Consider the following 26690-nt stretch of genomic DNA (forward strand, 5'->3'; position numbering starts at 1 on the left):
CAGGCACAGACCAGCCGCGGGCGCGGAGCTCGGCGGCCAGGGTCTCGGCCGCCTCGGGCTTGACGAAGATCTCCAGGATGCCCAGCGGGCGTCCGGGCGAGTGCTCGATGCTGACGTCCTCGATGTTGACCCCCGCGACGCCCGCCGCCTGGAAGATCATGCCCAGCTCGCCGGGACGGTCCGGGATCATGACCTGCACCACGGCGTAGCTGGTCTGCTCGCCGCCGTGCTTGCCGGGGATGCGGGACCGGCCCGCGTTGCCGCGCAGCAGCAGGTCGGCCACGTGCGTGGCGGCCTCGTCGCTGCCGTCGCGCAGCAGCGAGGCGGCCACGGCCAGGTCGGTGGCGACGGCCTCCAGCACGTCCGCGACGGGACGGGCGTTGGCCGACAGGATGCCGATCCACAACCGGGGATCGCTGGCCGCGATCCGGGTCACGTCCCGCACGCCCTGCCCGGCCAGGCCCAGCGCCACGTCGTCGGCGCCGGTGAGCCGGGCGGCGACGGCGGCCGACACCACGTGCGGCCCGTGCGACACCAGCGCCACGGCGCGGTCGTGCTCCTCGGGCGCCACCTCCACGGGCTCGGCCCCGCAGGCGCGGGCCAGCGCGGTGACGGCCTTCAGCGCCTCGGGCGAGGTCTCCCCGGTCGGGCACAGCGCCCAGGGGCGTCCCAGGAACAGGTCGGCGCGGGCGGCGGCGGGCCCGGACCGCTCGCGCCCGGCGAGCGGGTGGCCCGCGACGTAGGACGACAGGTCGCAGCCCAGCTCGGCCGCCTGGTGCAGCGGCAGCGCCTTGACGCTGGCCACGTCCGTGTACGCGGTGGCCAGGCCGCGTTTCTGGGCGTCCAGGAGGGTGACGGCGACGGCGGCGGGCGGCACCGCGAGCACGGCCAGGTCGGCCGGCCCCGCCGGTGACCCCCCGGTCGCGCCGTCGGGCAGCGCCTCGCCCGCGCCCAGCTCCACCGCGATCCGCAGCGCGGCCTCGTCACGGTCGGCCAGCAGGACCTCGGTGCCCCGCTCGCGCATGGCCAGGGCGATCGACGTCCCGATCAGCCCGGTCCCGATCACGACGATCCGTGCTGGTGTCCCCTCGTCAGCCACGGCACCAAGCGTAGTGGCACCGGGGCACCGCTCCGGGCGCTACTGGGCGATGTCCAGCCGCAACGCGGTCGCGCCGCGCAGGTAGACGTGCTGGATCTCCTCGCGGGGCAGGTCGGTCTCCACGTGCGCCATCAGCCGGATCGCCCGGGGCAGGGCGTGCGGCACCGCGATCTCCGACGCGCACAGCAGCGGCACCTCCTGGAAGCCGAGCTTGCGCGCCGCCAGCGCCGGGAACTCGGCCACCAGGTCGGGCGTCGTGGTGAACAGCACGCTGATCACGTCGTCGGTGGTGAGCCTGTTGCGCGCCATCACCTCGGTGACCAGCTCCGTGGTCGCCGCCAGGATCTGGTCCCGGTCGTCGGCGTCGACCTGCGTCGCCCCCCGGATCGCGCGTACCGCCACGTCGTCGTCCCTCCTCGTCCTCGCCGCCGGCCCGGCTACAGGTCCACGGCCTTGTACAGCTCGCCGACCTCGGTGACGGTCAGCGCGCGCATGGTGCCGGGCCGCAGCGAGCCCAGCTTGATCGGCCCGAACTGGATGCGGGCCAGCTGCTGGACGGGGAAGCCCGCCGCCTTCAGCAGCCGCCGGACGATGTGCTTGCGGCCCTCGTGCAGGGTGATCTCCACCAGCACCCGCTTGCCCACCTGGTCGAACACCCTGAACTGGTCGGCCTTGGCCGGGCCGTCGTCCAGCGTCAGCCCAGCGCGCAGCCGCCTGCCCAGGTCGCGCGGGATCGGCCCGTGGATCTCGGCCAGGTAGGTCTTGGGGACGCCCCAGCTCGGGTGGGTGAGCCGGTGCGAGAGCTCGCCGTCGTTGGTGAGCAGGATCAGCCCCTCGGTGTCGGTGTCGAGCCGGCCGACGTGGAACAGCCGCTCGGGCACCTCCACGAAGTCGGCCAGCGACTTGCGTCCCCGCTCGTCGGACATGGTGCTCACCACGCCGCGCGGCTTGTTGATGGCGTAGTAGCGCATCTCGGCGCGGGTCTCCACCCGGCGGCCGTCGACGTGGATCACGTCGCGCTGCGGGTCGACGCGTTCGCCGAAGCGGAACACCTTCTCCCCGTTGACGGTGACGCGGCCCTCGCCGATCAGTTCCTCACAGTGGCGGCGGCTGCCGATCCCGGCCTCGGCCAGGACCTTCTGCAGTCGTACGCCCTCGTTGTCCTTCACTGTCCCTCGATGATGTCTTCTGGCAGGTCGTCGGGTAGGTAGGGCGCCAGCTCCGGCAGCTCGTCCAGGTCCCGCAGGCCCAGCCGTTCCAGGAAGTACCCGGTGGTGCGGTACAGGTGCGCCTGGGTCTCCGGGTCCTGGCCGGCGTCCTCGATCAGGCCGCGCAGGGTCAGCGTGCGGATCACCCCGTCGCTGTTGACGCCCCGGATCGCCGACACCCGCGCGCGGCTCACCGGCTGCCGGTAGGCGATCACCGCCAGCGTCTCCAGCGCGGCCTGGGTGAGCTTGGCCTGCTGGCCGTCGGTGACGAAGCGCTCCACGACGGGGGCGCAGGCGTCCCTGGTGTAGAACCGCCAGCCGCCGGCGACCTCTCTGAGGTCGAACCCCCGGCCCTGCTCGGTGTATTCCGCCGACAGCTCGCGCAGGGTGGCGGCGACTTCGTGGGTGGGCCGCTCCAGCAGCTGCGCCAGCGTGATCTCGGCCACGGGCTCGTCCACCACCAGCAGGATCGCCTCGATGGAGGCGCGCAGCCCCGGCAGCCCCTCACCGCCGGGGGCGCCGCCGCCGTCGGCGGCGGGCCGGTCAGGGGGTCCCTCATGCATCGGAATCGTCCTTCCGCTCCTTCCGATCGGCGTCCCGGGGCGGTGAGCCCTCGTAGGCGTCCCCGATCTCGATCTCGCCCTCGTCGGTCCCCGTCCAGGTGACGCGCAGCTCGCCCAGCGGCTCGGGCTGCTCGAACGCCACCGCCTGCTCCCGGTACAGCTCCAGCAGCGCCAGGAACCGCGCGACGATCTCGAACGTCCCCTCGCAGTCCTCGATGAGCACCTGGAAGGTCGTGGCGCGCAGGGCCCGCAGCCGCTCCACGACGACGGCGGCCTGCTCCCTGACGGTGGTCTGCGCCTGGTAGATGTGCTCGACCGACACCGACGGCGGCGCCTTGGGGGTCAGCGCCCTGGCGGCCAGCCGGGCGAACTGGTCGGGGCCCAGGCCCAGCAGCACCTCGGGCAGCAGGTTCGCGAACCGCGGCTCCATCGGCACCATCCGCGGGAAGCGGCGTCCCTGCTCGGCGATGCGGGCCGCGAAGACCTTGGCGACCTCCTTGTACGCGCGGTACTGCAGCAGCCGCGCGAACAGCAGGTCGCGGGCCTCCAGCAGGGCCAGGTCCTCCTCGTCGTCGACCTGGCCGGACGGCAGCAGCCTGGCCGCCTTCAGGTCGAGCAGGGTGGCCGCGACCAGCAGGAAATGGCTGGCCTGGTCCAGGTCCCACTCCTTGCCGTGGGACCGGATGTGGGCGATGAAGTCGTCGGTGACCTTGTGCAACGCGACCTCGGTGATGTCCAGCTTGTGCTTGGAGATCAGGCCCAGCAGCAGGTCGAACGGTCCCTCGAAGTTGTCCAGGTGGACCTGGAACCCGTGCGCTTTCTCGGCGCCCGGCTCCGGCGAGGTCTCGTCCACGTCACTCACGGTAGCCGAGCCCACCCGATACCCCTCCAAAGAACGCGACGCCACAGCTTACGGCAGCGCGGGGCCGGTGCGGGTCAGATCCCGCACCGGCCCCGCGCGCGGTGTGTCAGACCTTGGCCTTCTCCAGATCCCGCCAGCGCACCAGGACCTCGCGGGCCAGGCCGCGATAGGCGTTGGCGCCCATGGAGTTGGGGTCGAAGAAGGTGATCGGCTCGCCCGCCACGGTGGCGTCGGGGAACCGCACGGTGCGGTTGATGACCGTGTGGAACACCTGGTCGCCGAACGCCTCGACGATACGGCCCAGCACCTCACGGGTGTGCAGGGTCCGCGAGTCGTACATGGTGCCGAGCACGCCGTCGATCACCAGGCTGGGATTGATCCGGCCCTGCACCTTGTCGATGGTCTCCATCAGCAGCGCCACGCCGCGCATCGCGAAGTACTCGCACTCCAGCGGGATCAGCACCCCGTGGCTGGCGGCCAGCGCGTTGACGGTGAGCAGGCCCAGCGACGGCTGGCAGTCGATGAGGATGTAGTCGTAGTGCGGCACCGCCGACTTCAGCGCCTGCGACAGGATGTACTCGCGGCCGACCTCGTGCACCAGCTGCACCTCGGCGCCGGACAGGTCGATGTTGCTGGGGAGCAGGTCCATGCCGTCGACGCCGGTGTCGATGACGACGTCCTCCCAGTCGGTGTCCGACTCCAGCAGGAGGTTGTGGATCGTCATGTCGAGCTGGCGCGGGTCGCCCTTGCCCAGCCCGACCGACAGGGCGCCCTGCGGGTCGAAGTCCACCAGCAGGACCCGGCGGCCGTACTCGGCGAGCGCGGCGCCCAGGTTGATGGTGGTGGTGGTCTTGCCGACCCCGCCCTTCTGGTTGCAGATGGAGACGATGCGGGCCGGGCCGTGCTCGGCCAGCGGCGCCGGCTCGGGGAACTCGGGCACGGGACGCTGGGTCGGCCCGAGGGCGCGACTCGGATCGGTCTCAATGGTGGCAGAGGAGAGGACCCCCCCTGTGGTCTGTGTGCTCGTCACCAGATCCCTCCCCGGTGGCGCGAAGATGCCATCCAGGACCGGGACTCTAGGGGTTGACACCACCCGTCACAAGCCGACGCGCGCATTGGTAGCGATTTGCCGGGTTGCCCCCGGGCAGCGCCGTACGCCTCCCATCGGCGCCCCGGTCACGCTCGGGTCAGCCTCGCGCGCGTGGGTGGGAGGTCGCGTAGACCTCGCGCAGCAGCTGCACCGTCACCAGAGTGTAGACCTGCGTGGTCGTCACGGAGGCGTGTCCGAGCAACTCCTGCACCACCCGCACGTCGGCGCCGCCGTCCAGCAGGTGCGTGGCGAACGAGTGCCGCAGCGTGTGCGGGGAGACGTTGGACAGCTTGGCGCGTTCGGCCGCGGCGCGCAGCACCATCCACGCGCCCTGCCGCGACAGCCGCCCGCCGCGCGCGTTCAGGAACAGGGCGGGCCCGCCGCGTCCCGCCTTCGCCAGCTCGGGACGCGCCCGGACGAGGTAGTCCTCCACCGCGCGCCGCGCGTAGTCGCCGATGGGGACGACGCGGGACTTGCCGCCCTTGCCCGCGACCCGCGCGAAGCCCTCGTCCAGGTCGAGGTCGTCGACGTCGAGGCCGACGGCCTCGGAGATGCGGGCGCCCGACCCGTACAGCAGCTCCAGCAGGGCACGGTCGCGCCGCGCCCGCGCCGCCTCGGCGCCGCCCGCCTCGCCCCCGGCCCCCGCCGCGGCCAGCAGCCGTTCCACCTCGCCGATCGAGATGGCCTTGGGCAGGCGCCGCGGCGGCGTGGGCGGCTTGACCTCGCGCGCCGGGTCGGTGGCGGTCATGCCCTCGCGCAGCGCGAACCGGTGCAGCCCGCGGACCGCGACCACCGCCCTGGCCGCCGACCCGGCCGCCAGCGGCGGGTGCTCGTCGTCGCCCTCGCGCAGCCCGACCAGGAACTCCCGGACGTCGTCCTCGGTGACCTGGCCGATGGCCGTGCGGCCCCGCCCCGCCAGGACGCTGACGTACCGGCGCAGGTCGCGGCGGTAGGAGCTGAGGGTGTTGGCGGCCAGGCCCCGCTCCACGGCCAGATGCCCCAGGTAGGTGCGCACGGCCGCGGCCAGGGGCGAGGGGTCTCCGGCGGTCCCGTCGTGCGGCTGGCCGGCGCCGGGCCGCGCGAGGCTCCGGCCGGTCGTGCTCGGTGACAGTTGCGGCACCTCATTCCCGGGCGGGGTGGCCGAGTGGGTCGCTGCCCATCATGCCCCCTCGCGCAGGGCGAAGGGACGCCAACGCCGGCTCCGGCCGCCGGGCTCAGCCCTCGGGCGCATCGACCGGGCGCAGGCCGCGATAGCCGCGGGCGCGCGCGGCGTGGACGGCCAGGATCCCGGTCGCGGCGATCATGTTGTGGATCTCACCGGCCAGCACCTTGCGGACGGCCTCGTCCAGCGGCACCCACACCAGCGGCATGTCCGCCTCCTCGTGCACCCGCCTGAAGTCGATCTCGTCGGCGGGCACCTCCTCCGGGTCGCGGGCCAGGAAGATCCGGACGCGCTCGTCCGACATCCCCGAGGAGGGGAACAGGTCGACCAGCACGTCCCACCGGCCGGCCCGGTACCCGGCCTCCTCCAGCAGCTCCCGCGCGGCCAGCACGTGCAGCGGCTCGCCCGGGACGTCGCGCAGCCCGGCCGGGGCCTCCCACAGCAGGTACCCGGCGGGGTGCCGGTACTGGCGGATCAGCAGCACCCGGTCGGCGGCGTCCACGGCCAGGATGCCGACCGACCCGGGATGCTCGACCACGTCCCGCTGGACGATCTCGGTGGCGTCGCCGTTCGGCATCCTCACCGCGTCGCGGCGGACGGTGAACACCCGGCCCCGGTACTCGCGGGACGCCTGGACGACCTCCCACCGTTCCGGGCGGTCCCGCACGTCCTCCACGCCGAGCACGGCGGAGGCCCCGCCGCTCTCCTCCGCCGTCATGAGGTGGTCACCGCGCCCGCGCCGCCGCGCGCCTCGGCGTAGTCGAGCGCGGCGGCGACCAGCCCGGCGAACAGCGGGTGCGGGCGGGTCGGGCGGGAGCGGAACTCCGGGTGCGCCTGGGTTCCCACGAAGAACGGGTGCGTCTCGCGGGGCAGCTCCACGTACTCCACCAGCCGGCCGTCCGGCGACAGGCCGCTGAAGCGCAGCCCCGCCTTCTCCAACTGGTCGCGGTAGGCGTTGTTGACCTCGTACCGGTGCCGGTGCCGTTCGGAGACCTTCGCGCTCCCGTACAGCTCCCGCACGATCGAGCCCTCCTCCAGGTCGGCCGGGTACAGGCCGAGCCGCATGGTCCCGCCCATGTCGCGCTCCCCCGCCACCACGTCGACCTGGTCGGCCATGGTCGCCACCACCGGGTGCGGGGTGGCCGGGTCGAACTCGGCGCTGCCCGCCTCGGGCAGGCCGCCCTGGTTCCGGGCCGCCTCGATGACCATGCATTGCAGGCCCAGGCAGATCCCCAGCAGCGGGATGCGGTTCTCGCGGGCGTGCCGGACCGCGCCCAGCTTGCCCTCGATCCCGCGGACCCCGAACCCGCCGGGGATGAGCACGCCGTCGACGCCGTCCAGCTCGCGGCGGGCCCCTTCGGGGGTCTCGCAGTCGTCGCTCTTGACCCAGCGGATGTTGACGCGGGCGTCGTTGCCGAACCCGCCGTGCCGCAGCGCCTCGGTCACCGACAGGTACGCGTCGGGCAGGTCGATGTACTTGCCGACCAGCGCGATCGTCACCTCGCGCGCCGGCCGGTGCACGCGGCGCAGCAGCTCGTCCCAGGCGCCCCAGTCGACGTCGCGGAACGGCAGGTCCAGGCGGCGCACGACGTAGGCGTCCAGGCCCTCGGCGTGCAGCACCTTGGGGATGTCGTAGATGCTGGGGGCGTCCACCGCGGAGACCACGGCCTCGCGGTCGACGTCGCACATCAGGCTGATCTTGTTCTTCAGCCCGTCGCTGATCGGCCGGTCCGAGCGGCACACGATCGCGTCGGGCTGGATGCCGATGGAGCGCAGCGCGGCCACCGAGTGCTGGGTGGGCTTGGTCTTCAGCTCGCCTGAGGGCCCGATGTAGGGCAGCAGCGACACGTGCAGGAAGAAGCAGTTCTCCCGGCCGATCTCGTGCCGGATCTGGCGGACCGACTCCAGGAACGGCTGCGACTCGATGTCGCCGACCGTGCCGCCCACCTCGGTGATCACGATGTCCACCGCGGGTTCGTCGCCCCCCGCCCGCGAGGACGGCCCCCCGGCGGTGGCCATGCCCCGGATCCGGTCCTTGATCTCGTTGGTGATGTGCGGGATCACCTGGACGGTGTCGCCCAGGTAGGCGCCGCGCCGCTCCTTGGCGATCACGTTGGAGTAGACCTGGCCGGTGGTGACGTTGGCCGACCCGTGCAGGTCGGTGTCGAGGAACCGCTCGTAGTGGCCGACGTCCAGGTCGGTCTCGGCTCCGTCGTCGGTCACGAAGACCTCGCCGTGCTGGAACGGGTTCATCGTGCCGGGGTCGACGTTGAGATAGGGGTCGAGCTTCTGCATCGTGACGCGCAGGCCGCGCAGCGTGAGCAGCCGGCCAAGGCTGGACGCCGTCAGGCCCTTGCCGAGGCTGGAGGCGACGCCGCCGGTGACGAAGAGATGCTTGGTAGGACGTGTTCTACCAGTGGCTGCCGAAGGCAAGGAGGCGCTCCCGTGGTCGTAGCGATGCGGACGGTACCGCGCTGAGCCCTCGCCGGCCTCCGCGGGCCGGACGCTGCCGCGCCCCTGGGCGGGCCGGATACGAGAGACTCAAGGTCCACGGGCCACCAGGATAACAGGGCCGGGAGGGGGCGGCGCCCGCGTCGTGCCCGTCCGGGCGCGACCGGCCGAGCGTCATGGACGCCCCGCCCGCCCCCACGGACGAATCGGGCGTGGCAGGGCGTTCACGGCAGACGATCCGGCGGTCGGGCCCCGTCCGCGCCGTCCCCGCGGCCCGGGAAGGCCGGGAGCGGGGCGGGCGGGTCAGATCCGCGGGGCGGCGGTCGGCATGATCGTGCGGAGCTGCCGGGTGAGCTCGTCGATCAGCGACCGGGCCTGGTCGGCGGCCTGGCGGGCGGCGTCGCGCTCCTGGGACAGCTCGGCGATCGCGGCGCGCTGCTCGGTGACCGCCTGGGCGAGCTGGTCGACCCACTGGTCGCGTTCCTTGAGCTTCTCGCTGATCGCGTCGCGCTCGGCGGCGACCTGCCGCATCGCGCTCGCGGCCTGGTCGCGCTCCCGCCCGGCCTGCTCGGCCTGCCCGCGCGCCAGCGTGGTCTCCGACTCCGCGCGGGCCTGGGCCTGGACGGCGGTGTCGCGCTCGCGCTCGGCCTTCTTGGCGGCCTCCAGCGACTGCGCGGCGGTGTCGAGGGCCTGCTGGCGCTCGGCCTCGGCGGTCTGGGCGCGGCGCCGCGCGTCCTCGGCCTCCTTGGCGGCGGCCGCGGCGGAGTGCTGGAGGTTCTGGGTCTTCATCTCCGCGTCGGTGAGCTTGGCGCGCAGGCCGGACAGATCGGCGTGCGCCGCCTCCAGCGCCCGCGACAGCTCGGCGGCCTGGTCCTTGAGCCGGTCGCGCTCGGCCTCGACGGCGCGCCGGGCGCTGGCGGCCTCCTCAAGGGCCCGCTCGGCCTGCTCCAGCCCCGCCTGGGCCTTCTCGGCCTGGGCGCGAGCCTGGTCGGCCTGGGCGCGGACCTGCTGGGCCTGGTTCCAGGCCGCCGCCGCGTCGCGCTGCGCGGACTCCTTCTCGGCCTGGATCGCCTGGACCTGCGCGGTCTTCTCGGCCTGGATCGCCTGGACCTGGGCGGTCTTCTCCGCCTGGATGGCCTGGATCTGGGCGGCGGCCTCCTTCTGCGCCTCGGCCAGCCGCCGCTCGGCCTCGACCGCGCGCCGGTCCGCCTGCTCGGCCTGACCCCGCGCCCGCTGCACCTCGCCCCAGGCGGCGGCCGCGTCGCGCTGCGCGGACTCCTTCTCCGCCTTGGCGGCCTGCAACTGGGTGGCCGCTTCCTTCTGGGCCTCGGCCAGCCGCCGCTCGGCCTCGACCGCGCGCCGATCGGCCTGCTCGGCCTGACCCCGCGCCCGCTGCACCTCGCCCCAGGCGGCGGCCGCGTCGCGCTGCGCCGATTCCTTCTCCGCCTGGATCGACTGCAGGTCGGTCTGCGCCTCGTTGACCTTGCGCTCACCGGCGGCCAGGGCGTCGCCGATGAGGTCGGCCATCTGGCGCAGCCGCTCCACGATGTCCCAGGGCTGCGCCTCCTGCCGCTCCGGCTCGGGCCGTACCGGCTCGGGCCGGGCGGGCTCGGCGGGCTGCCGGGCACCCGGGGGCTGTGCGCCCGGTGCCTGCGTGCCCGGGGGCTGCGCAGCCGGCTGCTGAGCGCCCGGCTGCTGCCCGGCCGCCTTGATCGGCTGCTTCGCCGCCGCGTCCCTGGCCGGCCGCGGCCAGGGAGCGCCGGTGTTCTGGACGGGCCGTGAACCCGATCCGTTCAGCTCACTCACGCGGCCTCCCTCGTCGGCCCCGTGAGCGGGACCGCCGCGCTCATCGGTTCGCTCGCAAGCCCGCTCACGTGTCTCCTCGCCCGGCGACGCGGAGCCGCTCTCGCGGGGCCGTCGTTCGCATGGTGCTCGCCGCACTCCTCGCCCGGCGGCCGCACTCCGCCCGGCGCCTCGTCGCTTCGCTCACCCAAGGCACTCTAGTGCCGTCGAGCACGGCGTTTGCCCAGTTTGGGGTTTAGTTTCTCGATCCTCGCCGTCTATTCGCGCGCATGGGTCGTCCACAGGGTCCGCTCCGTGCCACGGCAGGAGGCTACTAGGCCGCGCGGGCGGGCGTGCCGCGAGGCGTGAAACGAGCGCGGCGAGGGCGGTGCGGGAACGATCGCGGTGCGACAATCGGCGCTCATGGAACTTCGCACGCTGTACCCGCCGATCGAGCCGTACGAGTCCGGGATGCTCGATGTCGGTGACGGCCAGCAGATCTACTGGGAGGTCTGCGGGAACCCCGAGGGCAAGCCTGCGGTAATGCTGCACGGCGGCCCCGGCGGCGGCTGCAGCCCCGCGCACCGCCGCCAGTTCGACCCGGAGGCGTACCGGATCGTGCTGTTCGACCAGCGCAACTGCGGTCGCAGCCTCCCGCACGCCAGCGACCCGGCGGTGTCCCTGGAGTCCAACACCACCTGGAACCTGGTGGCCGACATGGAGCGGCTGCGCGAGCACCTGGGCATCGAACGGTGGCTGGTGTTCGGCGGGTCGTGGGGCAGCGCGCTGGCGCTCGCGTACGCGGAGACGCACCCGGACCGGGTCTCGGAGATGGTGCTGCGCGGCATCTTCATGCTGCGGCCGTTCGAGCTGTACTGGTTCTACCAGGAGGGCGCCTCGCTGCTGTTCCCCGACCTGTGGGAGGACTTCCTGGCCCCGATCCCCGAGGACGAGCGCGACGACCTGCTCGCCGCCTACGCCGAGCGGCTCAACTCCCCCGACCGGGACGTGCGGATCGCCGCCGGGCGGGCGTGGTCGCTGTGGGAGGGACGGACGATCACGCTGCGCCCCGACCCGGACATGGCCAAGGCGTTCGGCGAGCCCGACCAGGCGGTGGCCTTCGCCCGCATCGAGAACCACTACTTCGTCAACGAGGGGTTCTTCGAGGAGGACCAGCTCCTGCGGGACGTGGACAGGATCCGGCACATCCCGGCGGTGATCGTCCAGGGCCGGTACGACGTGTGCACGCCGGTGGCCACCGCGTGGGACCTGCACCGCGCCTGGCCCGAGGCCGAGTTCCACATCGTCGACGACGCCGGCCACGCCTACAGCGAGCCGGGAATCCTGCACCGCCTGATCGAGGCGACCGACCGCTTCGCCCGCTCGGACGGCTGACCTCCCCGGCGCCGGCCGGACGGCCCCGGCCGGGCGGCGCCGGCCGGGCGGGTGGCCCCGGCCCAGCGGGTGGCCCCGGACGGCGCCGGGCCGGGCTTCCGCCGTGGCCGCGCCTCGCAGGTCTCACCGGGTTTCGTGGGACGCGCGAGGCAGGTGCGTTACGCGCAGTGAGCGTGCTTTCAGGTGCCCTTCAGGGGGTCTTCAGCCGGCGCACAGGCCGCCGGTACCGCCCTCACCTCGTGCAACGAAACGTGACGCGGACCGCACGCACCTCGTTGACACGAAGTTCCTGTGATTCACGTCACACAAATGAGACATAGATTCCGTCACACGCCCGTAACACACGCCTAGAGTGCACCGTGACGAGCGGCCCGCGGGCCGCCGCCCGGGTTCCCGGGTTCCACCTGCGTAGCACCCGGAATTGCGCCGGAACGGCGCGCGCGGAACGCCCGAAAATAAACCCGAAATTGACAAGCTTTTTGTTATACCCAGTACCGGGAAGGCTAAACATCGGCCGGATAACAATCCGTAGCGATCAGCGGCGGTGATTCGCTAAATTACCTGGACATGGCAGCGCAACCCCTGCAATCGCCCGCTGACCGAACAGGACCGGACCCGGCCATACGACTGGAGGAGCCACGGCTCGAAGACGGCCCGGAGTTGTGGCGGCTCGCACGGGATTCGCGAGTTCTGGACGTGAACTCGCCGTACAGCTACCTACTGTGGTGCCGGGACTTCTCCGGTACGTCCGTAGTGGCCCGTGCGAAAACCGGGCCGTGCGGTTTCATCACCGGCTACATACGCCCCGGGAGTGACGACACCTTCTTCGTCTGGCAGGTGGCCGTCGACCCCTCGTTCCGGGGGCGGGGCGTGGCGCGCCGCATGCTCGACGCCCTCGGCGACCGGCTCGCGCCGCGCGGCCACACCTACATGGAGGCCACCGTCACGCCGGACAACACCGCCTCGGCGAGGATGTTCGAATCCTTCGCCCGGGCCCGCGGCTGCCCGCTGGAACGCACCCCCTTGTTCGGGGCCGAGCACTTTCCCGAAGGCCACGAACCCGAAGAGCTGTTCCGGATCGGCCCGCTGACGACCGCCGTACCGGCGGGCCCGGCGCCCGCGCGGGCGGACGCGGCGCGCCCGCGGGCGGCACGGCCGGCCACTTAGCGCGAGACGTCACGGGCAGGGACGAGCGGACCCTGCCCGGAGGGCGGCATGCCCGCCGCCCTTTCCAAGATCCGCTTTTCGCCCCCGTCCACCCCACCCGTCCACCCCCACCTCCCGGAGGCAGAACATGGACGTTTTCATCCACCTCGAATCCGAGGTCCGCGGCTACTGCAGGAGCTGGCCCACCGTGTTCAGCACCGCCAGCGGAAGCCATATGACCGATGAGAACGGCAAATCCTACCTCGACTTCTTCGCCGGCGCCGGAACACTGAACTACGGGCACAACAATCCACTCCTGAAACAGCGGCTCATGGACTACCTCGCGAGCGACGCGGTGGTCCATGGCCTGGACATGTACACCGTCGCCAAACGGGAGTTCCTGGAGCGTTTCAACGAGATCGTGCTGCGCCCGCGCGGACTCGACTACAAGGTGCAGTTCCCCGGGCCCGCGGGAAATCACTCGGTGGAGGCCGCGCTCAAACTGGCGCGCAAATACACCGGCCGGGAGACGGTCATCAGCTTCACCAACGCCTTTCACGGGATGACGCTGGGCGCGCTGGCCGTGACCGGCAACTCGATGAAACGCGACGGGGCGGGCGTGCCGCTCGGGCACGGCGTCACCATGCCCTACGACAACTACCTGGACGGCCGCACCCCCGACTTCCTGCTGCTGGAGACGATGCTGGACGACAGCGGCAGCGGCCTCGACAAGCCCGCCGCCGTGATCGTCGAGACCGTGCAGGGCGAGGGCGGGATCAACGTGGCCACCACCGACTGGCTGCGCGGCCTGGCCGACCTGTGCAGGCGGCACGACATCCTGCTGATCGTCGACGACGTGCAGATGGGCTGCGGCCGCACCGGAAGCTTCTTCAGCTTCGAGGAGGCCGGGATCGTCCCCGACATCGTCTGCCTGTCCAAGTCGCTGAGCGGGTACGGGCTGCCGTTCGCGATCACGCTGCTGCGGCGGGACCTGGACGTGTGGGAGCCCGGCGAGCACAACGGCACCTTCCGCGGCTTCAACCCCGCGTTCGTCACCGCCACCGGCGCCCTGGAGGACTACTGGACGGGCGAGGACCTGCAGAAGCAGACCACCGCCAAGGGCGGCCGGGTGGAGCGGGCGCTGAACGAGATCGCGATGGAGCACGCCGGCGCCGTCGAGGGCGTGCGCGGCCGCGGGCTGGCCTGGGGCCTGGTCATGCGGGACGCCGAGGCCGCGCCGAAGGTGTGCGCCGAGGCGTTCGGCCGCGGCCTGCTGATGGAGACCTCGGGCCCCGAGAGCGAGGTCGTCAAGCTGCTGCCGCCGCTCACCACCACCGAGGCCGAACTGGACCAGGGCCTGGAGATCATCGCCGACTCGGTGCGCGCCGTGCGCGAGACCGTATCGGTCTGAGGTCGGTATGAGGGTCGGTATGAGGCCGGTCTGAGCGCCGGTCCCCCCGACCCAGGCGCGACACCGGAAAGGAAACAGACGTGATCGTCCGTTCTCTCAAGGACATCATCGGAACAGAGCGCGACGTGCAGGCGCCGACCTGGTGCAGCCGCCGCTTCGTGCTGGCCGGCGACAGGGTGGGCTTCTCCCTCCACGACACGGTGCTGTACGCGGGCACCTCGACCAAGATGTGGTACGCGCACCACATCGAGGCCGTGTACTGCATCGAGGGCGAGGGCGAGCTCGTCAACGACGAGACCGGCGAGCGGCACCGCATCGAGCCCGGCGTGATGTACCTGCTCGACGGCCACGAGCACCACACCCTCAACGCCCACACCGACGTGCGCACCGTGTGCGTCTTCAACCCGCCGGTCACCGGCCAGGAGGTGCATGACGAGAACGGTGTCTACCCCCTCCTGACCGTGGAGGACCCGACCGAGGAGGACGCGCCCTCGTGAGCATCATCCAGAACCATCCGTCCATCGACGACGCCTACCCCACCCGCCAGTGCGGCGAGCCCGCGCTCCTCTACCGTCAGGACCCGGTCGTGTACGGCCGTCCCGAGGACGGGCCGATCGACGCGGCCACGCTGGAGTCCTTCGAGGCCAACGGCTACCTGACCATCGACCGGCTGCTGGAGCCCGCGGAGGTGGAGGACTACCGGGCCGAGCTGCGGCGGCTGTCGTCCGACCCGGCGGTGCTGCGGGACGAGCGGACCGTCACCGAGAAGGGCTCGGACGAGGTGCGCTCCATCTTCGAGGTGCACCGGATCAGCGAGGTGTTCGCCGCCCTGGTCCGCGACCCGCGGGTGGTGGGCCGTGCCCGGCAGATCCTCGGCTCGGAGGTCTACGTCCACCAGAGCAGGGTCAACTACAAGCCGGGGTTCGGCGGCAGGGACTTCTTCTGGCACTCCGACTTCGAGACCTGGCACGCCGAGGACGGCATGCCGCGCATGCGCGCGGTCAGCATCTCCATCGCGCTGACGGAGAACTTCGTCCACAACGGCGGGCTGATGATCATGCCCGGTTCGCACAAGACCTTCGTGTCGTGCGTGGGCGAGACCCCCGGCGACCACTACAAGCAGTCCCTGAAGGACCAGCGGGTCGGCACGCCCGACGCGGGCAGCCTGTCGATCCTCGCCGACCGGTACGGTATCGAGCTGTTCACCGGCGCGGCGGGCTCGGCGACCATGTTCGACTGCAACTGCATGCACGGTTCCAACGGGAACATCACCCCGTACCCTCGCTCGAACGTGTTCATCGTGTTCAACAGCGTCGAGAACGCCTGCGTGAAGCCGTTCGCGGCGGACTCCCCGAGGCCGTCGTTCATCGGCGCCCGCGACTTCACACCGGTGGGTGCGTAACCAGCGGGGCCGCCACACCGATTTCCTTGAACAGCCCTTCGCGGCATCCATCGTCCGAGCCACCCGCCAAACAATGACCACCCGCCACCGACACCACGCCTCGCGGCCGCCGCGGGCCCTTCCGGGCATGCGGCGGTCGCGGGGCCCCCAAGGAGATCAACGATGACTTCCTCACGACGCGACTTCCTGCGCGCAGGCGTGCTGCTCGGCGCCGGCGTCTCCCTGGCCGCGGCCGGCTGCTCCACCACCGATCCCGAGCAGGAACGGCAGGGCGGCGGCAGCCTGGAGAAGGCCAGGCAGGACGGCAAGATCAAGGTCGGCTTCGCCAACGAGGCGCCCTACGGGTACACCGACAGCTCGGGCAAGCTCACCGGGGAGGCGCCGGAACTGGCCCGGGCGATCTTCAAAGAGATCGGCATCCCCGAGGTGGAGGGCGTCCAGGTCGCCTTCGGCGGCCTGATCGGCGGGCTGAACGCCCGGCGGTTCGACGTGATCGCGGCCGGGATGTTCATCACCAAGGAACGCTGCGCGTCGGTCGCCTTCTCCGACCCCGACTACGTGGCCAAGAACGCGTTCATGGTGCCCCAGGGCAACCCCAAGAACATCACCAAGTTCGAGGACCTCACCCGGGCCAAGGCCAACGTGGGCGTGCTCACCGGCGCGGTCGAGGGCGGGTTCGCCGAGAAGCTGGGCGTGCCCAAGGGGCAGATCAAGACGTTCGAGGACCAGCCCTCGGCGTACGAGGCGCTGAAGGCGAAGCGGATCGACGCGATCGCGCTCACCCGCATCTCGCTGGCCGACCTGCTGTCCAAGCACAAGGGCGAGCCGTACGAGCTGACCGAGCCGTTCACCCCGGTGATCGACGGCAAGGAGCAGCTGGGCGCGGGCGGGTTCGCGTTCCGCAAGGCCGACACCGACCTGCTCAAGGCGTTCAACGACAAGCTGGCCGAGTTCAAGCGGCAGAACAGGCTGCTGCCGATCATCCAGCCGTTCGGCTTCACCCAGGCCGAGCTGCCGGCCGCCGACGACACCGCCGCCAAGTTCTGCGCGGTCTGAGCCGTGGGCGACGTCCTCGACAGCTACCGGCTGCTGGTGCAGGGCGCGTGGATCACGATCCAGCTCACCGTCTACGGCAGCGCGCTGGCCCTGGTGCTCGCGCTCGTGTTCGGCATCGCCGGTACCTCGCGGCACCGCGGGGTGCGCTTCCTGAACCGCGTGTACGTGGAGTTCTTCCGCGGCTCGCCCGCCCTGGTGCTGATGTACTGGTTCTTCTACTCGCTGCCCAGCCTCGGCCTGGAACTGGTGCCGATGTTCGCCGGGGTGCTCGCGCTCGGCCTCAACGTCGGCGCCTACGGGGCCGAGGTGGTGCGCGGCGCGATCCAGTCCGTCCCCAGGGCACAGTACGAGGCCACGGTGGCGCTGAACTTCCGGCCCGCCCAGCGGCTGCGCCGGGTGCTGCTGCCGCAGGCGATCGCGCTGATGCTGCCGCCGTTCGGGAACCTGCTCATCGAACTGATGAAGGGCACCGCGCTGGTCTCGCTGATCACCATCGCGGACCTGACGTTCCGGGCCCAGCAGATCCGCACCAATACCGGCGAGACGGTGTGGACCTTCACCACCATCCTGGTGATGTACTTCGTCATCGCGCAGCTGCTGCAACTGTCCGTCCGCTACGCCGAGCGGCGGGTGGACCGGATGCTGGGCCGCAGGCCGTCCCGCGACAAGGCCGGCCTGGCCACCGTGGCGGCGTCCGCGCCGGGCGGCGGAACGGCGGGGTGACGCGATGACCTGGGACTGGGAGTACACCGGGCAGTTCCTGCCCGACATGCTGAGCGGCCTGCGGATCACGGTCGTGGCCACGCTGGTCGGCTACGCCCTCGCCCTGGTGCTGGGCCTGGTGTGGACGTTGCTGCGCCGCTCGCCCAGCAGGATCGTCAGCCAGATCACGCGCTGGGTGATGGAGTTCATCCGCAGCACCCCGCTGCTGGTGCAGTTGTTCTTCATCTTCTACGTGTTCCCGGAGTTCGGGCTCACGCTGGGGCCGCTCTCCGCGGGCATCCTCGGCCTCGGGATCCACTACTCCACCTACACCGCCGAGGTGTACCGGGCGGGCATCGCCGACGTCCCCCGCGGACAGTGGGAGGCGTGCACCGCGCTGAACCTGCCGAGACGGCGGGTCTGGCAGGACGTGGTCCTCCCGCAGGCCGTCCGCAAGGTGATACCCACGCTCGGCAACTACCTGATCGCCATGTTCAAGGACTCGCCGCTGCTGTTCGGCATCACCGTCCTGGAACTCCTCGGCGTCGCGTACCAGGAGGGGGCGAGGTCGTTCAAGACCCTCGAGCCGCTCACCACCATCGCCGTGCTGTTCGTCGTCGTCAGCATCGTGTCGTCGATCGCCGTCCGTCGCCTGGAGAGGCGCTATGCCACCTACTGACACCACCCCCGAGACCCCGACACCGGAGGAGCCCCCGCTCGTCAAGGACGCCGGCGAGGTCCCGGCCCGCTCGAACGGCGGCCAGGCCCCGGGCATCCACTTCGAGAAGGTCGTCAAGCGGTTCGGCGACAACGTCGTGCTGCGCGAGCTGGACTTCCACGTCTCGCCCGGCGAGCACGTGACGCTGATCGGGCCCAGTGGCTCGGGCAAGACCACGATCCTGCGGCTGCTGATGACGCTGGAACGGCTCGACGGCGGCGTGATCCGCATCGGCGACGAGCCGCTGTGGCACATGAGGAAGGGCGGCGCCCTCGTCCCGGCCAACGAGCGTCACCTGCACGAGATGCGCAAGCAGGTCGGCATGGTGTTCCAGCAGTTCAACCTGTTCCCCAACATGAACGTGCTGCGGAACCTCACCGAGGCGCCGATGCACGTGCTGGGGCTGTCCAAGGACGCCGCCGCCGAGCGCGCCCACCGGCTGCTGGACCTGGTCGGGCTGGGCGACAAGGCGAACGCGCACCCCACGCAGCTGTCGGGCGGGCAGCAGCAGCGCGTCGCCATCGCGCGGGCCCTGGCCATGGAGCCGAAGGTGCTGCTGCTGGACGAGGTCACCTCGGCGCTCGACCCGGAACTGGTGGTGGGCGTCCAGGACCTGCTGCGCGACATCGCGCGCACCAGCGACCTGACGATCCTGTGCGTGACCCACGAGATGGGGTTCGCCAGGGACATCTCCGACCGGGTCCTGATGTTCGACCAGGGCCAGATCGTCGAGGAGGGTCCGCCCGAGCAGATCTTCGGCGAGCCGTCCGAGCAGCGCACCCGCGACTTCCTCCAGGCGGTGCTCGCGAGCTGAGCGCGGGGCCCCGCACCCGACTCCGGATGAGCCGAACGTGATTCGGTACCGTGGGGGCATGGGTGATGGCACGGGCGCCGCGATCGTCGGTCTCGGCATGACCGAGCTCGGCAAGGTGTACGGGCGCAGCCCGCGCTCGTTCGCGGCCGAGGCGGTGCGGCTGGCGGTGGCGGACGCCGGGCTGACGCTCGGCGACCTGGACGGGCTGCTGGTCAGCCATGGCCTGGGCGGGTCACCGGGGATCGAGCTGGCCGCCACGCTGGGCCTGCGCGACCTTCGGCTGCTGTCCCTGGTGAACTCCTTCGGCGCCACCGCGGGCGCGATGGTCTCCTACGCGGCGATGTCGATCCTCAGCGGCGCCGCGTCCACGGTGGCCTGCGTGTTCGCCGACGCACCGCTCAAACCGAAACAATCGGCGGGCTCGGCGTACGACCGGGGCCCCGAGGCCGCGCCGGGACAGGCACAGTGGTACGGGTACGGCGGGATGACGGCGGCGCTGGGGTTCCGGTCCGTCAACACCTTCTACGCGCTCGCCGCCCAGCGGCACATGGCCCGGTACGGGACCACCACCGAACAGCTCGGGGCCGTCGCCGTGAGCACGCGCGCATGGGCGTCCCGGAACCCGCGGGCGCAGATGCGGAAGCCGATCACACTGGACGACCACCGCTCGTCCCGCTGGGTGGCCGAGCCGCTGCGCCTCCTGGACTGCTGCCTGGTCTCCAACGGCGCCATCGCCGTCGTGCTCACCGGCTCCGACCGGGCCCGCGACCTGGCACGGCCGCCCGTCCACGTGTGGGGCTGGGGGCAGGGCCATCCCGGTCACCGCAGGGAACGCGGCAGCGGCTTCGGCCTCACCACCGGCGCGGCCACGTCCGGGCCGATCGCGATGAAGATGGCCGGTGTGACCGTGGACGACATCAGCCAGGCGCAGCTCTACGACTGCTACACCTACACCGTCGTGGTGACCCTGGAGGACTACGGGTTCTGCGCCAAGGGCGAGGGCGGCGCGTTCGCCGCGTCCGGCGCCCTCGGGCCCGGCGGCGCGCTGCCCACCAACACCGGCGGCGGACAGCTGTCGGCGTACTACATGTGGGGCATGACCCCGCTGTCGGAGGCGGTCATCCAGGGACGCGGGGACGGCGGCGAGCGCCAGGCCGACCGCAACGACGTCATCCTGGTCAGTGGGAACGGCGGCATCCTCGACCACCACTCCACGCTGATCCTCAGCCCCCACCCGAAGGAGGTCTAGGCGTGGACATCGGGATCCTGCGCCGGGACGGGCGCACCGACCCCTTCTTCGACGGGACGGCATCCGGGCGGCTGATGATCAGGCGCTGCGCGTCCTGCGGCCACTGGTCGGCACCGGACCAGGGCACCTGCGCCGAATGCGGCGAGGAGGGCCTGGACTGGGCGGAAGCCCGCGGCGACGCGACCCTGGTGAGCTGGACGGTCGTGCACGGCCGCCCCGCCGAGGACGGGACCGTGCCGCCCCCGGCGATCCTGGCCCTGGTGGAACTGGCCGAAGGCCCGTGGCTGCACACGCGGCTGGACGGCGTCGCCCCCGGCGAGCTGCGCGAGGACCTGCCGCTCCGGGCCCACTACGAGCATCGTGGCGAAGGCGAGACCGCGCTGCTCTTCCGGCCCTAGACCGAATCGCGTTCGGGGCCTAGCGTACGAGCCGTGCGCACCGACATCCGCGAGACACTGGGCATCGAGTTCCCGCTGCTGGCCTTCAGCCACTGCCGCGACGTGGTCGCCGCCGTCACCAACGCCGGGGGCATGGGCGTGCTCGGCGCCGTCGCCTACACCCCCGACCAGCTCGACAAGGAGCTGACCTGGCTGGACGAGCACGTCGGCGGCCGCCCGTACGGCGTGGACGTGCTGGTCCCCGGCAAGATCGACGAATCCGCCGAGCGGGCCGGACGCGGCGAGGGCGGCCTCGACACCATGCTCGCCGCCATCCCCGAAGAGCACTGGAAGTTCCTGCGCCACCTCTTCGAGAAGTACGACGTCCCCATGCCCGCGCGGACCCCGTCGAGCACCGGCAACGCCCGCTCGGGCGGAACCCAGGTCACCAAGGAGGGCGCCACCGAACTCATCGACGTCTCGCTCGCGCACCCCATCCGCCTCATCGCCAGCGCGCTCGGCCCGCCCCCGCCCCAGATGGTGGACGCGGCCCGCGGCGCGGGCGTCCCCGTCGCCGCCCTCGTCGGCACCGCCGAGCACGCCCGCCGCCAGGTCGCCGCCGGAGCCGACATCATCGTCGCGCAGGGCGGCGAGGCCGGCGGGCACACCGGCGAGATCTCCACCATGGTGCTGGTCCCCGAGGTCGTCGACACCGTCGCCCCGATCCCCGTCCTGGCCGCCGGCGGCATCGCCACCGGACGCCAGATGGCCGCCGCGATGGCGCTGGGCGCCTCCGGCGTCTGGTGCGGCTCGGTCTGGCTCACCACCGAAGAGGCCGAGACCGCGCCCGCCGTCAAGGAGAAGCTGCTCGCCGCCACGTCCCGCGACACCGTCAGATCCCGGTCCCGCACCGGCAAGCCCGCCCGCCAGCTCCGCTCCGCCTGGACCGACGAATGGGACGGCCCGGACAGCCCCGGCGCGCTCGGCATGCCCCTCCAGATGATCATCGCGCAGGGCGCGCTCAACCAGATCGACAAGATCGCCGAATCCGGTCATCCGGGCGCGCGGGCGCTCGCCAACTACTTCGTCGGCCAGTGCGTCGGCTACCTGAACGCCGTCAAACCCGCCCGCCAGGTCGTCTACGAGATGATCGAGGAGTTCACCGACGCCCTCGACCGGCTCAACCGGCTCAGCGGAACTGATGGAGCGGCCGTCCCGGGCCCCGGTTGATCTGCGCGATGAACAGGCGCGCCAGCGCCTCGTGCCCGCGCGCCGTCGGATGGAAGCTGCGCGGCTCGGCCGCCAGCGACGCGAGGCTGACGGCCAGGCCGTTCATGTACGGGTCCGCGCTGCCCACCTCGTGGCCCGCGAAGGCGCTGTAGGCGTCCACGAACTCCACGCTGCCCGCGCCGTTGGTCTCCGCCACGCGCTGGTCGGCCTCCGCCACGGTCTGCCGGATCACCTCGTTCAGATCACGCGCCCGCGCGTTCAGCCACTGCTGGTCCCCCACCGAGATGTTGTCGCCCGCCGCGCCGTCCACCTCGGAGAACGGACGCGGATACCCCATCACCACGATCCGCGCCCGGGGCGCCTTCGCGATGATCCGCGCGTACAGGTCGGGCAGCGAGCGGCGCAGGTCGGCGATCCGGTACGCCACGTCCTTGCCCTGCTCGGTGCAGCTGCGGCTCCACGGCAGCTTCACCACGCAGCCCGCCATCACCCTCGAGAATCCGATGTCGTTGCCGCCCACGCTGATCGTGATCAGGCTGGTGCCGCCGTCGATCCGGTCCAGCTGGGACGGCTCCCCCGACTTGCCCGTCAGGACGGTGCGCGTGGTGGCGCCCGCACAGGCCCAGAACGCGGTCGACTTGAACCTGAACGACCTGGCGACCTGGTGGTAGTACGCCTTGGACGTCCGCCGGCACCCCGACAGCGGGTTGTGGTCGGCCGCCGTCGCCTCGGCGCCCACGCCGGAGGAGTAGGAGTCGCCGAGCGCCACGTACGTGCCGCCGGTCGCGGCCTCGACCGGGGTGAGCGGGCGGCGCTGCGGCGCCCGCACCGTGTCGTCGGCCTTCGCGGCGACCGGCCTGGGGCAGCCGCTGCCGAAGACCTCGCAGCGGACGGCGGGAAACGCGACCAGCGGAACGATCGCCACGGCGAGCAGCCCGACGAGGACGGCGACCGAGCGACCCCGTCCACCGAGCCCGATGCGCATGCGCCCCCTCCCCTCGCCATGAGACGACGTCCCTGGGCCCGCCCGGGTTCCCGCCTTTACATTGTAGATTGCTCAGTGCCGCCGGGGCCCGGGAGCGGCGCCCACATGACGACGCGCGGCCCCAGCTCGTGCAGCCGCGCGCCGACCTCGGCGTACCAGTGGGCGCGCAGCCCCGGCGTCCATCGCTCCTCGGGCAGGACGGCGAAGCCGTGCCTGGCGTACCAGGGCCCGTTCCAGGGGACGTCCCGGAAGGTCAGCAGCGACACCCCGGGAGCGCCCTCCTCGGCGGCGCGCGCGAGCACCACCTTGAGCAGCCGGCCGCCGATGCCGTTCCCCACCAGGTCGGAGCGCACGGAGATCTGCTCCAGATGCGCCGCGCCGTCCAGCTCGCGGACGGCGGCGAACCCCACCGGCGGGTCCCCGGCCACCAGGATGTCCGCGCCCTTCCCGATCATCGTCTCGATCACCATGGGCCCGGGAGGGAACACGATCCCCAGGTCCGCGAACATCGCGTCGCCCGACCTCTCGATCTCCGGCAGGACGGCCAGATCCGTCTCCCGCGCGGGCCGCGGCTCCATGCTCATCCCGCGATCGTACGTCCCCTCCCGGACACCGCCTCATCCGGCGCCGATCGCCTCCAGCGTGCCGAGCCTGGTGGCGCGGCGCGCCGGCCACACCGCGGCCGCCACGCCGACCAGCGCCGCCGACACCAGCACGAGCGCCAGGCGTCCCCAGGGGACCACGAAGCTCCAGGTGTCCAGGACCGTCGTGGAGACCAGCTCACCGGCCGCCCAGCCGAGCAGGACGCCGAGCGCGACGCCCAGCGCCCCGCCGAACAGCGCGATGACCGTCGCCTCCAGGCGGATCATCAGGCGGACGCCCTGGCGGTCCAGCCCGACCGCGCGGAGGAGCCCGATCTCCCGCGCGCGTTCGTGGACGGACATCGCCATCGTGTTCACCACGCCGAGGACCGCGACGAGGACGGCGAGCGCGAGCATCCCGTACAGGACGCTCAGGACGATCCCGACCGCGCCCGTGAACTGCTTCACCAGGTCGTCCTTGTCGGAGACGCGGACGGCCGGACTGCCGCCCAGCGCCCTCTCCACGGCGCGCCTGTTGGCGTCGCTCGTCCCGCCCCTGGTCTTGAGGAAGATCTGGTTGTCGGCGATGCGGTCCAGATGCGGGTCCATCACGGAGGTGTCGACCTTCACACCCCTGTCGAAGGCGCTCCGGTAGAGGCCGCTGACCGTCAGCGTGCCGCGCCTGCCGTCCGGCCAGACGACCGTGAGGGTGTCGCCGACGCGCCAGCCGCGCTCGGCGGCGGTCACGTCGTCGACCACGGCCGTGTCGCCGGGGGCGTACGTCCCCTCGACGAACTCGAACCCGACCAGCTGCCGGATCGTCGCCGTGTCGAAGCCCGTCACCGCCTGGTCCTCACCGTCCACACGGGCCGGCGTCTCCCGCCTCGGGGACGACGCGACGACCTCCTCCAGCGCGTTCAGCCGCCGCTCCGCGTCGGGCGCGAGGGAACCGGAGTTCGCCATGGTGACGACGTAGTCGGCGCGGATGTAGTCGGCTCCGGCCAGTTCCCGGATGGTCCTGTCGGCGCTGGTGCCGAGCACGCTCAGGGCCGTGATCAGAGTGAGGCCGATGGTCAGCGCCGAGGCGGTGGCGGCCGTGCGGCGCGGATCGCGCACGGCGTTCCGCCCGGCCAGCCGTCCGACCACGCCGAAGCGGCGCAGCGCGGGCCCGGCGGCGGCGATCACCGGCCGGGAGATCAGCGGGGTCAGCACGAACACGCCGGTGAGCAGCAGCACCGCCCCCAGGCCCAGCAACGCCTCCTGCTCGTCCAGGGCCGCGGTGCCGCCCCCGTCCGCGAAGGTGGAGGCGACCACCATGCCGCCACCGGTCGCGGCGAGGACGGCGCCGATGGAGTCGCGCACCACCAGGCGCCGCCCGGCCGGTGGCGTGTACGCGCCGCTCAGCGCCGCCACCGGCGGGATCGCCGAGACGTGCCGGGCGGGCAGCCACGCGGCGGCCAGCGTGACGCCGAGACCGAGCCCCAGCGAGACCAGCACGGTGGCGGAGCTGATGACCAGCGGGCCGTCGGGCAGCAGGCCGCCCGAGGCCGACAGCAGCGCGCGGACGGCCGCGCCCACACCGGCGCCGATGGCCAGGCCCACCGCGGACGCGACGAGGCCGACCATGGCGGCCTCGGCCAGCACCGACCTGGTCACCTGCCCCCGGGTCGCGCCGACCGCGCGCAGCAGCGCCAGCTCCCTGCCGCGCCGGGCGATCAGCATCGTGAAGGTGTTGACGATCAGGAAGCCGCCGACGAACAGCGCCACGCCCGCGCAGGCCAGGAGGATCTGGGAGAGCGAGGAGAAGCTCGCGGCGTTCCGGGCCGTCTGCTGCCGGACCAGCTCGCCCCGGGTGACGGCCTCGCTCCCGTACGGCAGCAGCCGCTCCACCTGCCGCCGCAGCGCGTCCTGGGACGTGCCGGGCGCCGCCTCCAGGTCGATGTGGTTGTAGCGGCCCGGCTCCGCGAACAGGCGCTGGGCCGTGGCGGTGTCGAAGACGGTGAGCGTGCCGCCCGCCGCGACGTTCCCATCGGTCGTGGAGAAGACACCGGTGACCCGCCCGTCCAGCACGGGTCCGCTCACCGACAGCCGGACGGTGTCGCCCACCCCGTACCCGCTGCGCGCGGCGGTCTCGGCGTCGATGGCGATCTCGCCGGCGGCGCGCGGCGCCCGTCCCTCCACCAGCGGTTGCCCGGAGTAGTTGGCGCCCATGGTGGCCCAGCCGTCGCCGAGCATCCGGCCGTCCCGTCCCGCCAGCGCGGTGAAACCGGACACCGTGCCGGTGGCGGACGCGACGCCCGGCAGCGCGCCCGCCCGGTCCAGCAGGCGCCTGTCGAGCAGGCTGCCGGTGCCGCCCGAGTCCCCCGTCCCGATGGGACGGATCCGGACGTCCACGCGGTCGAAGCTCCTCTCGGAGCCGCGCGTGTAGGCGGTGGAGACGCTGTCGGTGAACACCAGCGTGCCGGACACGAACGCCACGCCGAGCAGAACGGCGAGCGCGGTCATCAGCAGCCGGGCCTTGTGCGCGATAACGTCGCGCAACGCGGTACGGACCATCAGTTCTGACCGCTCCCCGCGTCCAGCCGCTTGACGAAGTCGAGCACCGCCTCGGCGGTGGGCCCGCTCAGCTCCCCCACGACACGTCCGTCGGCGAGGAACACCACGCGGTCCGCGTACGCGGCGGCCACCGGATCGTGCGTGACCATCACCACGGTGCTTCCCAGCCCCCGTACCGAATCACGCAGGAACCCCAGCACCTCCGCGCCGGACCGCGAGTCCAGGTTGCCGGTCGGCTCGTCCGCGAACACGATCTCGGGCCGCGTCACCAGGGCCCGCGCCACCGCCACCCGCTGCTGCTGCCCGCCGGACAGCTGCCCGGGCCGGTGCCCGAGCCGGTCGGCCAGGCCCACCGTCGCCACCACCTTCGCCAGCCACTCCGGGTCGGGCCTGCGGCGCGCGATGTCGAGGGGCAACGTGATGTTCTCGCCCGCGGTCAGCGTCGGCAGCAGGTTGAAGGACTGGAAGACGAACCCGATCCGGTCGCGGCGCAGCCGGGTGAGCCGCCGGTCGCCCAGCGAGCCCAGCTCGGTGCCGCCGATCCGCGCCGACCCGGACGTGAGCGAGTCGAGGCCCGCCATGCAGTGCATCAGGGTCGACTTCCCCGACCCGGACGGCCCCATGATCGCGGTGAACTCGCCCCGCCGGAACCCGACGGAGACCTTGTCGAGCGCGGTCACCCGCGTCTCGCCCTGACCGTAGACCTTGGTCAGCTCCCTGGCGGAGGCGGCCCAGTGATCGGCATCGTTCATGCCGCCGAACCTAGGGATCCGCCCGCCCCGCGCACCATGCAGGATCGGCGGGCGTCTCCATGACTTTCGTCAGGTGTCCCGGCGTCCTCTCATGGCCAC

General features: G+C 72.2%; 26 protein-coding genes. 12 read left to right on the plus strand and 14 right to left on the minus strand.

Annotated features, from left to right (window positions below; genetic code table 11):
- From ACGWYJ_RS16425 to ACGWYJ_RS16470, 10 genes are all read right to left on the minus strand, one after another.
- On the minus strand, positions 1 to 1099 hold a 1099-nt coding region (locus ACGWYJ_RS16425; RefSeq protein WP_395106849.1), incomplete at its 3' end, for a prephenate dehydrogenase.
- Positions 1100 to 1138: 39 nt separating this feature from the next.
- Positions 1139 to 1501 (minus strand): chorismate mutase, encoded by a 363-nt coding sequence (gene aroH / locus ACGWYJ_RS16430; protein ID WP_395106850.1) that lies wholly within the window; start codon positions 1499 to 1501, stop codon positions 1139 to 1141.
- Positions 1502 to 1536: 35 nt separating this feature from the next.
- Positions 1537 to 2268, minus strand: coding sequence for a pseudouridine synthase (locus ACGWYJ_RS16435; protein ID WP_395106851.1), 732 nt, complete (start codon positions 2266 to 2268; stop codon positions 1537 to 1539).
- Positions 2265 to 2870 (minus strand): SMC-Scp complex subunit ScpB, encoded by a 606-nt coding sequence (scpB, locus tag ACGWYJ_RS16440; protein ID WP_395106852.1) that lies wholly within the window; start codon positions 2868 to 2870, stop codon positions 2265 to 2267. Before scpB ends, ACGWYJ_RS16435 begins: the two co-directional genes overlap by 4 nt.
- Positions 2863 to 3723, minus strand: a complete 861-nt coding sequence (locus tag ACGWYJ_RS16445) for a segregation and condensation protein A (RefSeq protein ID WP_395106853.1) — start codon at positions 3721 to 3723, stop codon at positions 2863 to 2865. Before ACGWYJ_RS16445 ends, scpB begins: the two co-directional genes overlap by 8 nt.
- Positions 3724 to 3838: 115 nt before the next feature.
- Positions 3839 to 4825 (minus strand): ParA family protein, encoded by a 987-nt coding sequence (locus ACGWYJ_RS16450; RefSeq protein WP_395106854.1) that lies wholly within the window; start codon positions 4823 to 4825, stop codon positions 3839 to 3841.
- 94 nt (positions 4826 to 4919) lie between these two features.
- Positions 4920 to 5849 (minus strand): site-specific tyrosine recombinase XerD, encoded by a 930-nt coding sequence (locus ACGWYJ_RS16455; protein ID WP_395106936.1) that lies wholly within the window; start codon positions 5847 to 5849, stop codon positions 4920 to 4922.
- A gap of 187 nt (positions 5850 to 6036) precedes the next feature.
- Positions 6037 to 6702 (minus strand): NUDIX domain-containing protein, encoded by a 666-nt coding sequence (locus ACGWYJ_RS16460; RefSeq protein WP_395106855.1) that lies wholly within the window; start codon positions 6700 to 6702, stop codon positions 6037 to 6039.
- Positions 6699 to 8417, minus strand: coding sequence for a CTP synthase (locus tag ACGWYJ_RS16465; protein ID WP_395106856.1), 1719 nt, complete (start codon positions 8415 to 8417; stop codon positions 6699 to 6701). Before ACGWYJ_RS16465 ends, ACGWYJ_RS16460 begins: the two co-directional genes overlap by 4 nt.
- Before the next feature lie 321 nt (positions 8418 to 8738).
- On the minus strand, positions 8739 to 10241 hold the full coding sequence (locus tag ACGWYJ_RS16470; protein ID WP_395106857.1) for a hypothetical protein: 1503 nt from the start codon (positions 10239 to 10241) through the stop codon (positions 8739 to 8741).
- Between the two features lie 399 nt (positions 10242 to 10640).
- Between ACGWYJ_RS16470 and pip the strand changes: the two genes are divergently transcribed.
- The 12 genes from pip to ACGWYJ_RS16530 all read left to right on the plus strand — a co-directional run bounded on the left by pip (position 10641) and on the right by ACGWYJ_RS16530 (position 21717).
- Positions 10641 to 11612: a prolyl aminopeptidase gene (gene pip, locus ACGWYJ_RS16475; RefSeq protein WP_395106858.1), complete on the plus strand. Its 972-nt coding sequence runs from the start codon at positions 10641 to 10643 to the stop codon at positions 11610 to 11612.
- A 567-nt stretch (positions 11613 to 12179) separates the two neighbouring features.
- Entirely contained in the window at positions 12180 to 12779 is a 600-nt protein-coding gene (ectA, locus tag ACGWYJ_RS16480) for a diaminobutyrate acetyltransferase (RefSeq protein WP_395106859.1), read from the plus strand.
- Positions 12780 to 12906: 127 nt separating this feature from the next.
- Positions 12907 to 14169: a diaminobutyrate--2-oxoglutarate transaminase gene (gene ectB / locus ACGWYJ_RS16485; protein WP_395106860.1), complete on the plus strand. Its 1263-nt coding sequence runs from the start codon at positions 12907 to 12909 to the stop codon at positions 14167 to 14169.
- A gap of 80 nt (positions 14170 to 14249) precedes the next feature.
- Entirely contained in the window at positions 14250 to 14666 is a 417-nt protein-coding gene (locus ACGWYJ_RS16490) for an ectoine synthase (protein ID WP_395106861.1), read from the plus strand.
- Positions 14663 to 15571 (plus strand): ectoine hydroxylase, encoded by a 909-nt coding sequence (gene thpD / locus ACGWYJ_RS16495; RefSeq protein ID WP_395106862.1) that lies wholly within the window; start codon positions 14663 to 14665, stop codon positions 15569 to 15571. Before ACGWYJ_RS16490 ends, thpD begins: the two co-directional genes overlap by 4 nt.
- Before the next feature lie 162 nt (positions 15572 to 15733).
- Entirely contained in the window at positions 15734 to 16627 is an 894-nt protein-coding gene (gene ehuB / locus ACGWYJ_RS16500; RefSeq protein ID WP_395106863.1) for an ectoine/hydroxyectoine ABC transporter substrate-binding protein EhuB, read from the plus strand.
- Between the two features lie 3 nt (positions 16628 to 16630).
- Positions 16631 to 17350 (plus strand): ectoine/hydroxyectoine ABC transporter permease subunit EhuC, encoded by a 720-nt coding sequence (gene ehuC / locus ACGWYJ_RS16505; RefSeq protein WP_395106864.1) that lies wholly within the window; start codon positions 16631 to 16633, stop codon positions 17348 to 17350.
- A gap of 4 nt (positions 17351 to 17354) precedes the next feature.
- Positions 17355 to 18008, plus strand: coding sequence for an ectoine/hydroxyectoine ABC transporter permease subunit EhuD (gene ehuD, locus ACGWYJ_RS16510; protein ID WP_395106865.1), 654 nt, complete (start codon positions 17355 to 17357; stop codon positions 18006 to 18008).
- Entirely contained in the window at positions 17995 to 18861 is an 867-nt protein-coding gene (gene ehuA, locus ACGWYJ_RS16515) for an ectoine/hydroxyectoine ABC transporter ATP-binding protein EhuA (RefSeq protein ID WP_395106866.1), read from the plus strand. Before ehuD ends, ehuA begins: the two co-directional genes overlap by 14 nt.
- Positions 18862 to 18919: 58 nt before the next feature.
- Positions 18920 to 20110 (plus strand): thiolase family protein, encoded by a 1191-nt coding sequence (locus tag ACGWYJ_RS16520; protein ID WP_395106867.1) that lies wholly within the window; start codon positions 18920 to 18922, stop codon positions 20108 to 20110.
- A gap of 2 nt (positions 20111 to 20112) precedes the next feature.
- Complete coding sequence (locus tag ACGWYJ_RS16525; protein ID WP_395106868.1) at positions 20113 to 20508, plus strand: Zn-ribbon domain-containing OB-fold protein; 396 nt, start codon at positions 20113 to 20115, stop codon at positions 20506 to 20508.
- 33 nt (positions 20509 to 20541) lie between these two features.
- Positions 20542 to 21717, plus strand: coding sequence for a nitronate monooxygenase (locus tag ACGWYJ_RS16530; RefSeq protein ID WP_395106869.1), 1176 nt, complete (start codon positions 20542 to 20544; stop codon positions 21715 to 21717).
- Here ACGWYJ_RS16530 and ACGWYJ_RS16535 read toward each other — a convergent pair.
- The 4 genes from ACGWYJ_RS16535 to ACGWYJ_RS16550 are packed head-to-tail and all read right to left on the minus strand — an operon-like array spanning position 21677 to position 26591.
- The gene (locus tag ACGWYJ_RS16535) at positions 21677 to 22702 is read right to left on the minus strand and encodes an SGNH/GDSL hydrolase family protein (protein ID WP_395106870.1); all 1026 of its coding nucleotides are present in this window, start codon (positions 22700 to 22702) and stop codon (positions 21677 to 21679) included. The two genes, ACGWYJ_RS16530 and ACGWYJ_RS16535, sit on opposite strands and share 41 nt — an antisense overlap.
- Positions 22703 to 22758: 56 nt before the next feature.
- Entirely contained in the window at positions 22759 to 23286 is a 528-nt protein-coding gene (locus ACGWYJ_RS16540; protein WP_395106871.1) for a GNAT family N-acetyltransferase, read from the minus strand.
- Between the two features lie 33 nt (positions 23287 to 23319).
- On the minus strand, positions 23320 to 25839 hold the full coding sequence (locus ACGWYJ_RS16545; RefSeq protein ID WP_395106872.1) for an ABC transporter permease: 2520 nt from the start codon (positions 25837 to 25839) through the stop codon (positions 23320 to 23322).
- Positions 25839 to 26591: an ABC transporter ATP-binding protein gene (locus ACGWYJ_RS16550; RefSeq protein ID WP_395106873.1), complete on the minus strand. Its 753-nt coding sequence runs from the start codon at positions 26589 to 26591 to the stop codon at positions 25839 to 25841. The genes ACGWYJ_RS16545 and ACGWYJ_RS16550 overlap by 1 nt, the downstream gene beginning before the upstream one ends.
- Between the last annotated feature and the right edge of the window lie 99 nt (positions 26592 to 26690).

Origin of the sequence: Actinomadura sp. SCN-SB, from assembly GCF_043906805.1 — a bacterium.
In the GTDB taxonomy this organism is placed as follows: domain Bacteria; phylum Actinomycetota; class Actinomycetes; order Streptosporangiales; family Streptosporangiaceae; genus Spirillospora.

What these genes read in the sequence shown, in the direction of transcription:
- ehuA (WP_395106866.1), top strand. Translation starts at nt 17,995, where the DNA reads ATGCCACCTACTGACACCACCCCCGAGACCCCGACACCGGAGGAGCCC.
- ectB (WP_395106860.1), top strand. Translation starts at nt 12,907, where the DNA reads ATGGACGTTTTCATCCACCTCGAATCCGAGGTCCGCGGCTACTGCAGG.
- ACGWYJ_RS16550 (WP_395106873.1), bottom strand. Translation starts at nt 26,591, where the DNA reads ATGAACGATGCCGATCACTGGGCCGCCTCCGCCAGGGAGCTGACCAAG.
- ACGWYJ_RS16545 (WP_395106872.1), bottom strand. Translation starts at nt 25,839, where the DNA reads ATGGTCCGTACCGCGTTGCGCGACGTTATCGCGCACAAGGCCCGGCTG.
- ACGWYJ_RS16535 (WP_395106870.1), bottom strand. Translation starts at nt 22,702, where the DNA reads ATGCGCATCGGGCTCGGTGGACGGGGTCGCTCGGTCGCCGTCCTCGTC.
- ehuD (WP_395106865.1), top strand. Translation starts at nt 17,355, where the DNA reads ATGACCTGGGACTGGGAGTACACCGGGCAGTTCCTGCCCGACATGCTG.
- ACGWYJ_RS16460 (WP_395106855.1), bottom strand. Translation starts at nt 6,702, where the DNA reads ATGACGGCGGAGGAGAGCGGCGGGGCCTCCGCCGTGCTCGGCGTGGAG.
- scpB (WP_395106852.1), bottom strand. Translation starts at nt 2,870, where the DNA reads ATGCATGAGGGACCCCCTGACCGGCCCGCCGCCGACGGCGGCGGCGCC.
- ACGWYJ_RS16540 (WP_395106871.1), bottom strand. Translation starts at nt 23,286, where the DNA reads ATGAGCATGGAGCCGCGGCCCGCGCGGGAGACGGATCTGGCCGTCCTG.
- ectA (WP_395106859.1), top strand. Translation starts at nt 12,180, where the DNA reads ATGGCAGCGCAACCCCTGCAATCGCCCGCTGACCGAACAGGACCGGAC.
- pip (WP_395106858.1), top strand. Translation starts at nt 10,641, where the DNA reads ATGGAACTTCGCACGCTGTACCCGCCGATCGAGCCGTACGAGTCCGGG.
- ACGWYJ_RS16520 (WP_395106867.1), top strand. Translation starts at nt 18,920, where the DNA reads ATGGGTGATGGCACGGGCGCCGCGATCGTCGGTCTCGGCATGACCGAG.
- ehuB (WP_395106863.1), top strand. Translation starts at nt 15,734, where the DNA reads ATGACTTCCTCACGACGCGACTTCCTGCGCGCAGGCGTGCTGCTCGGC.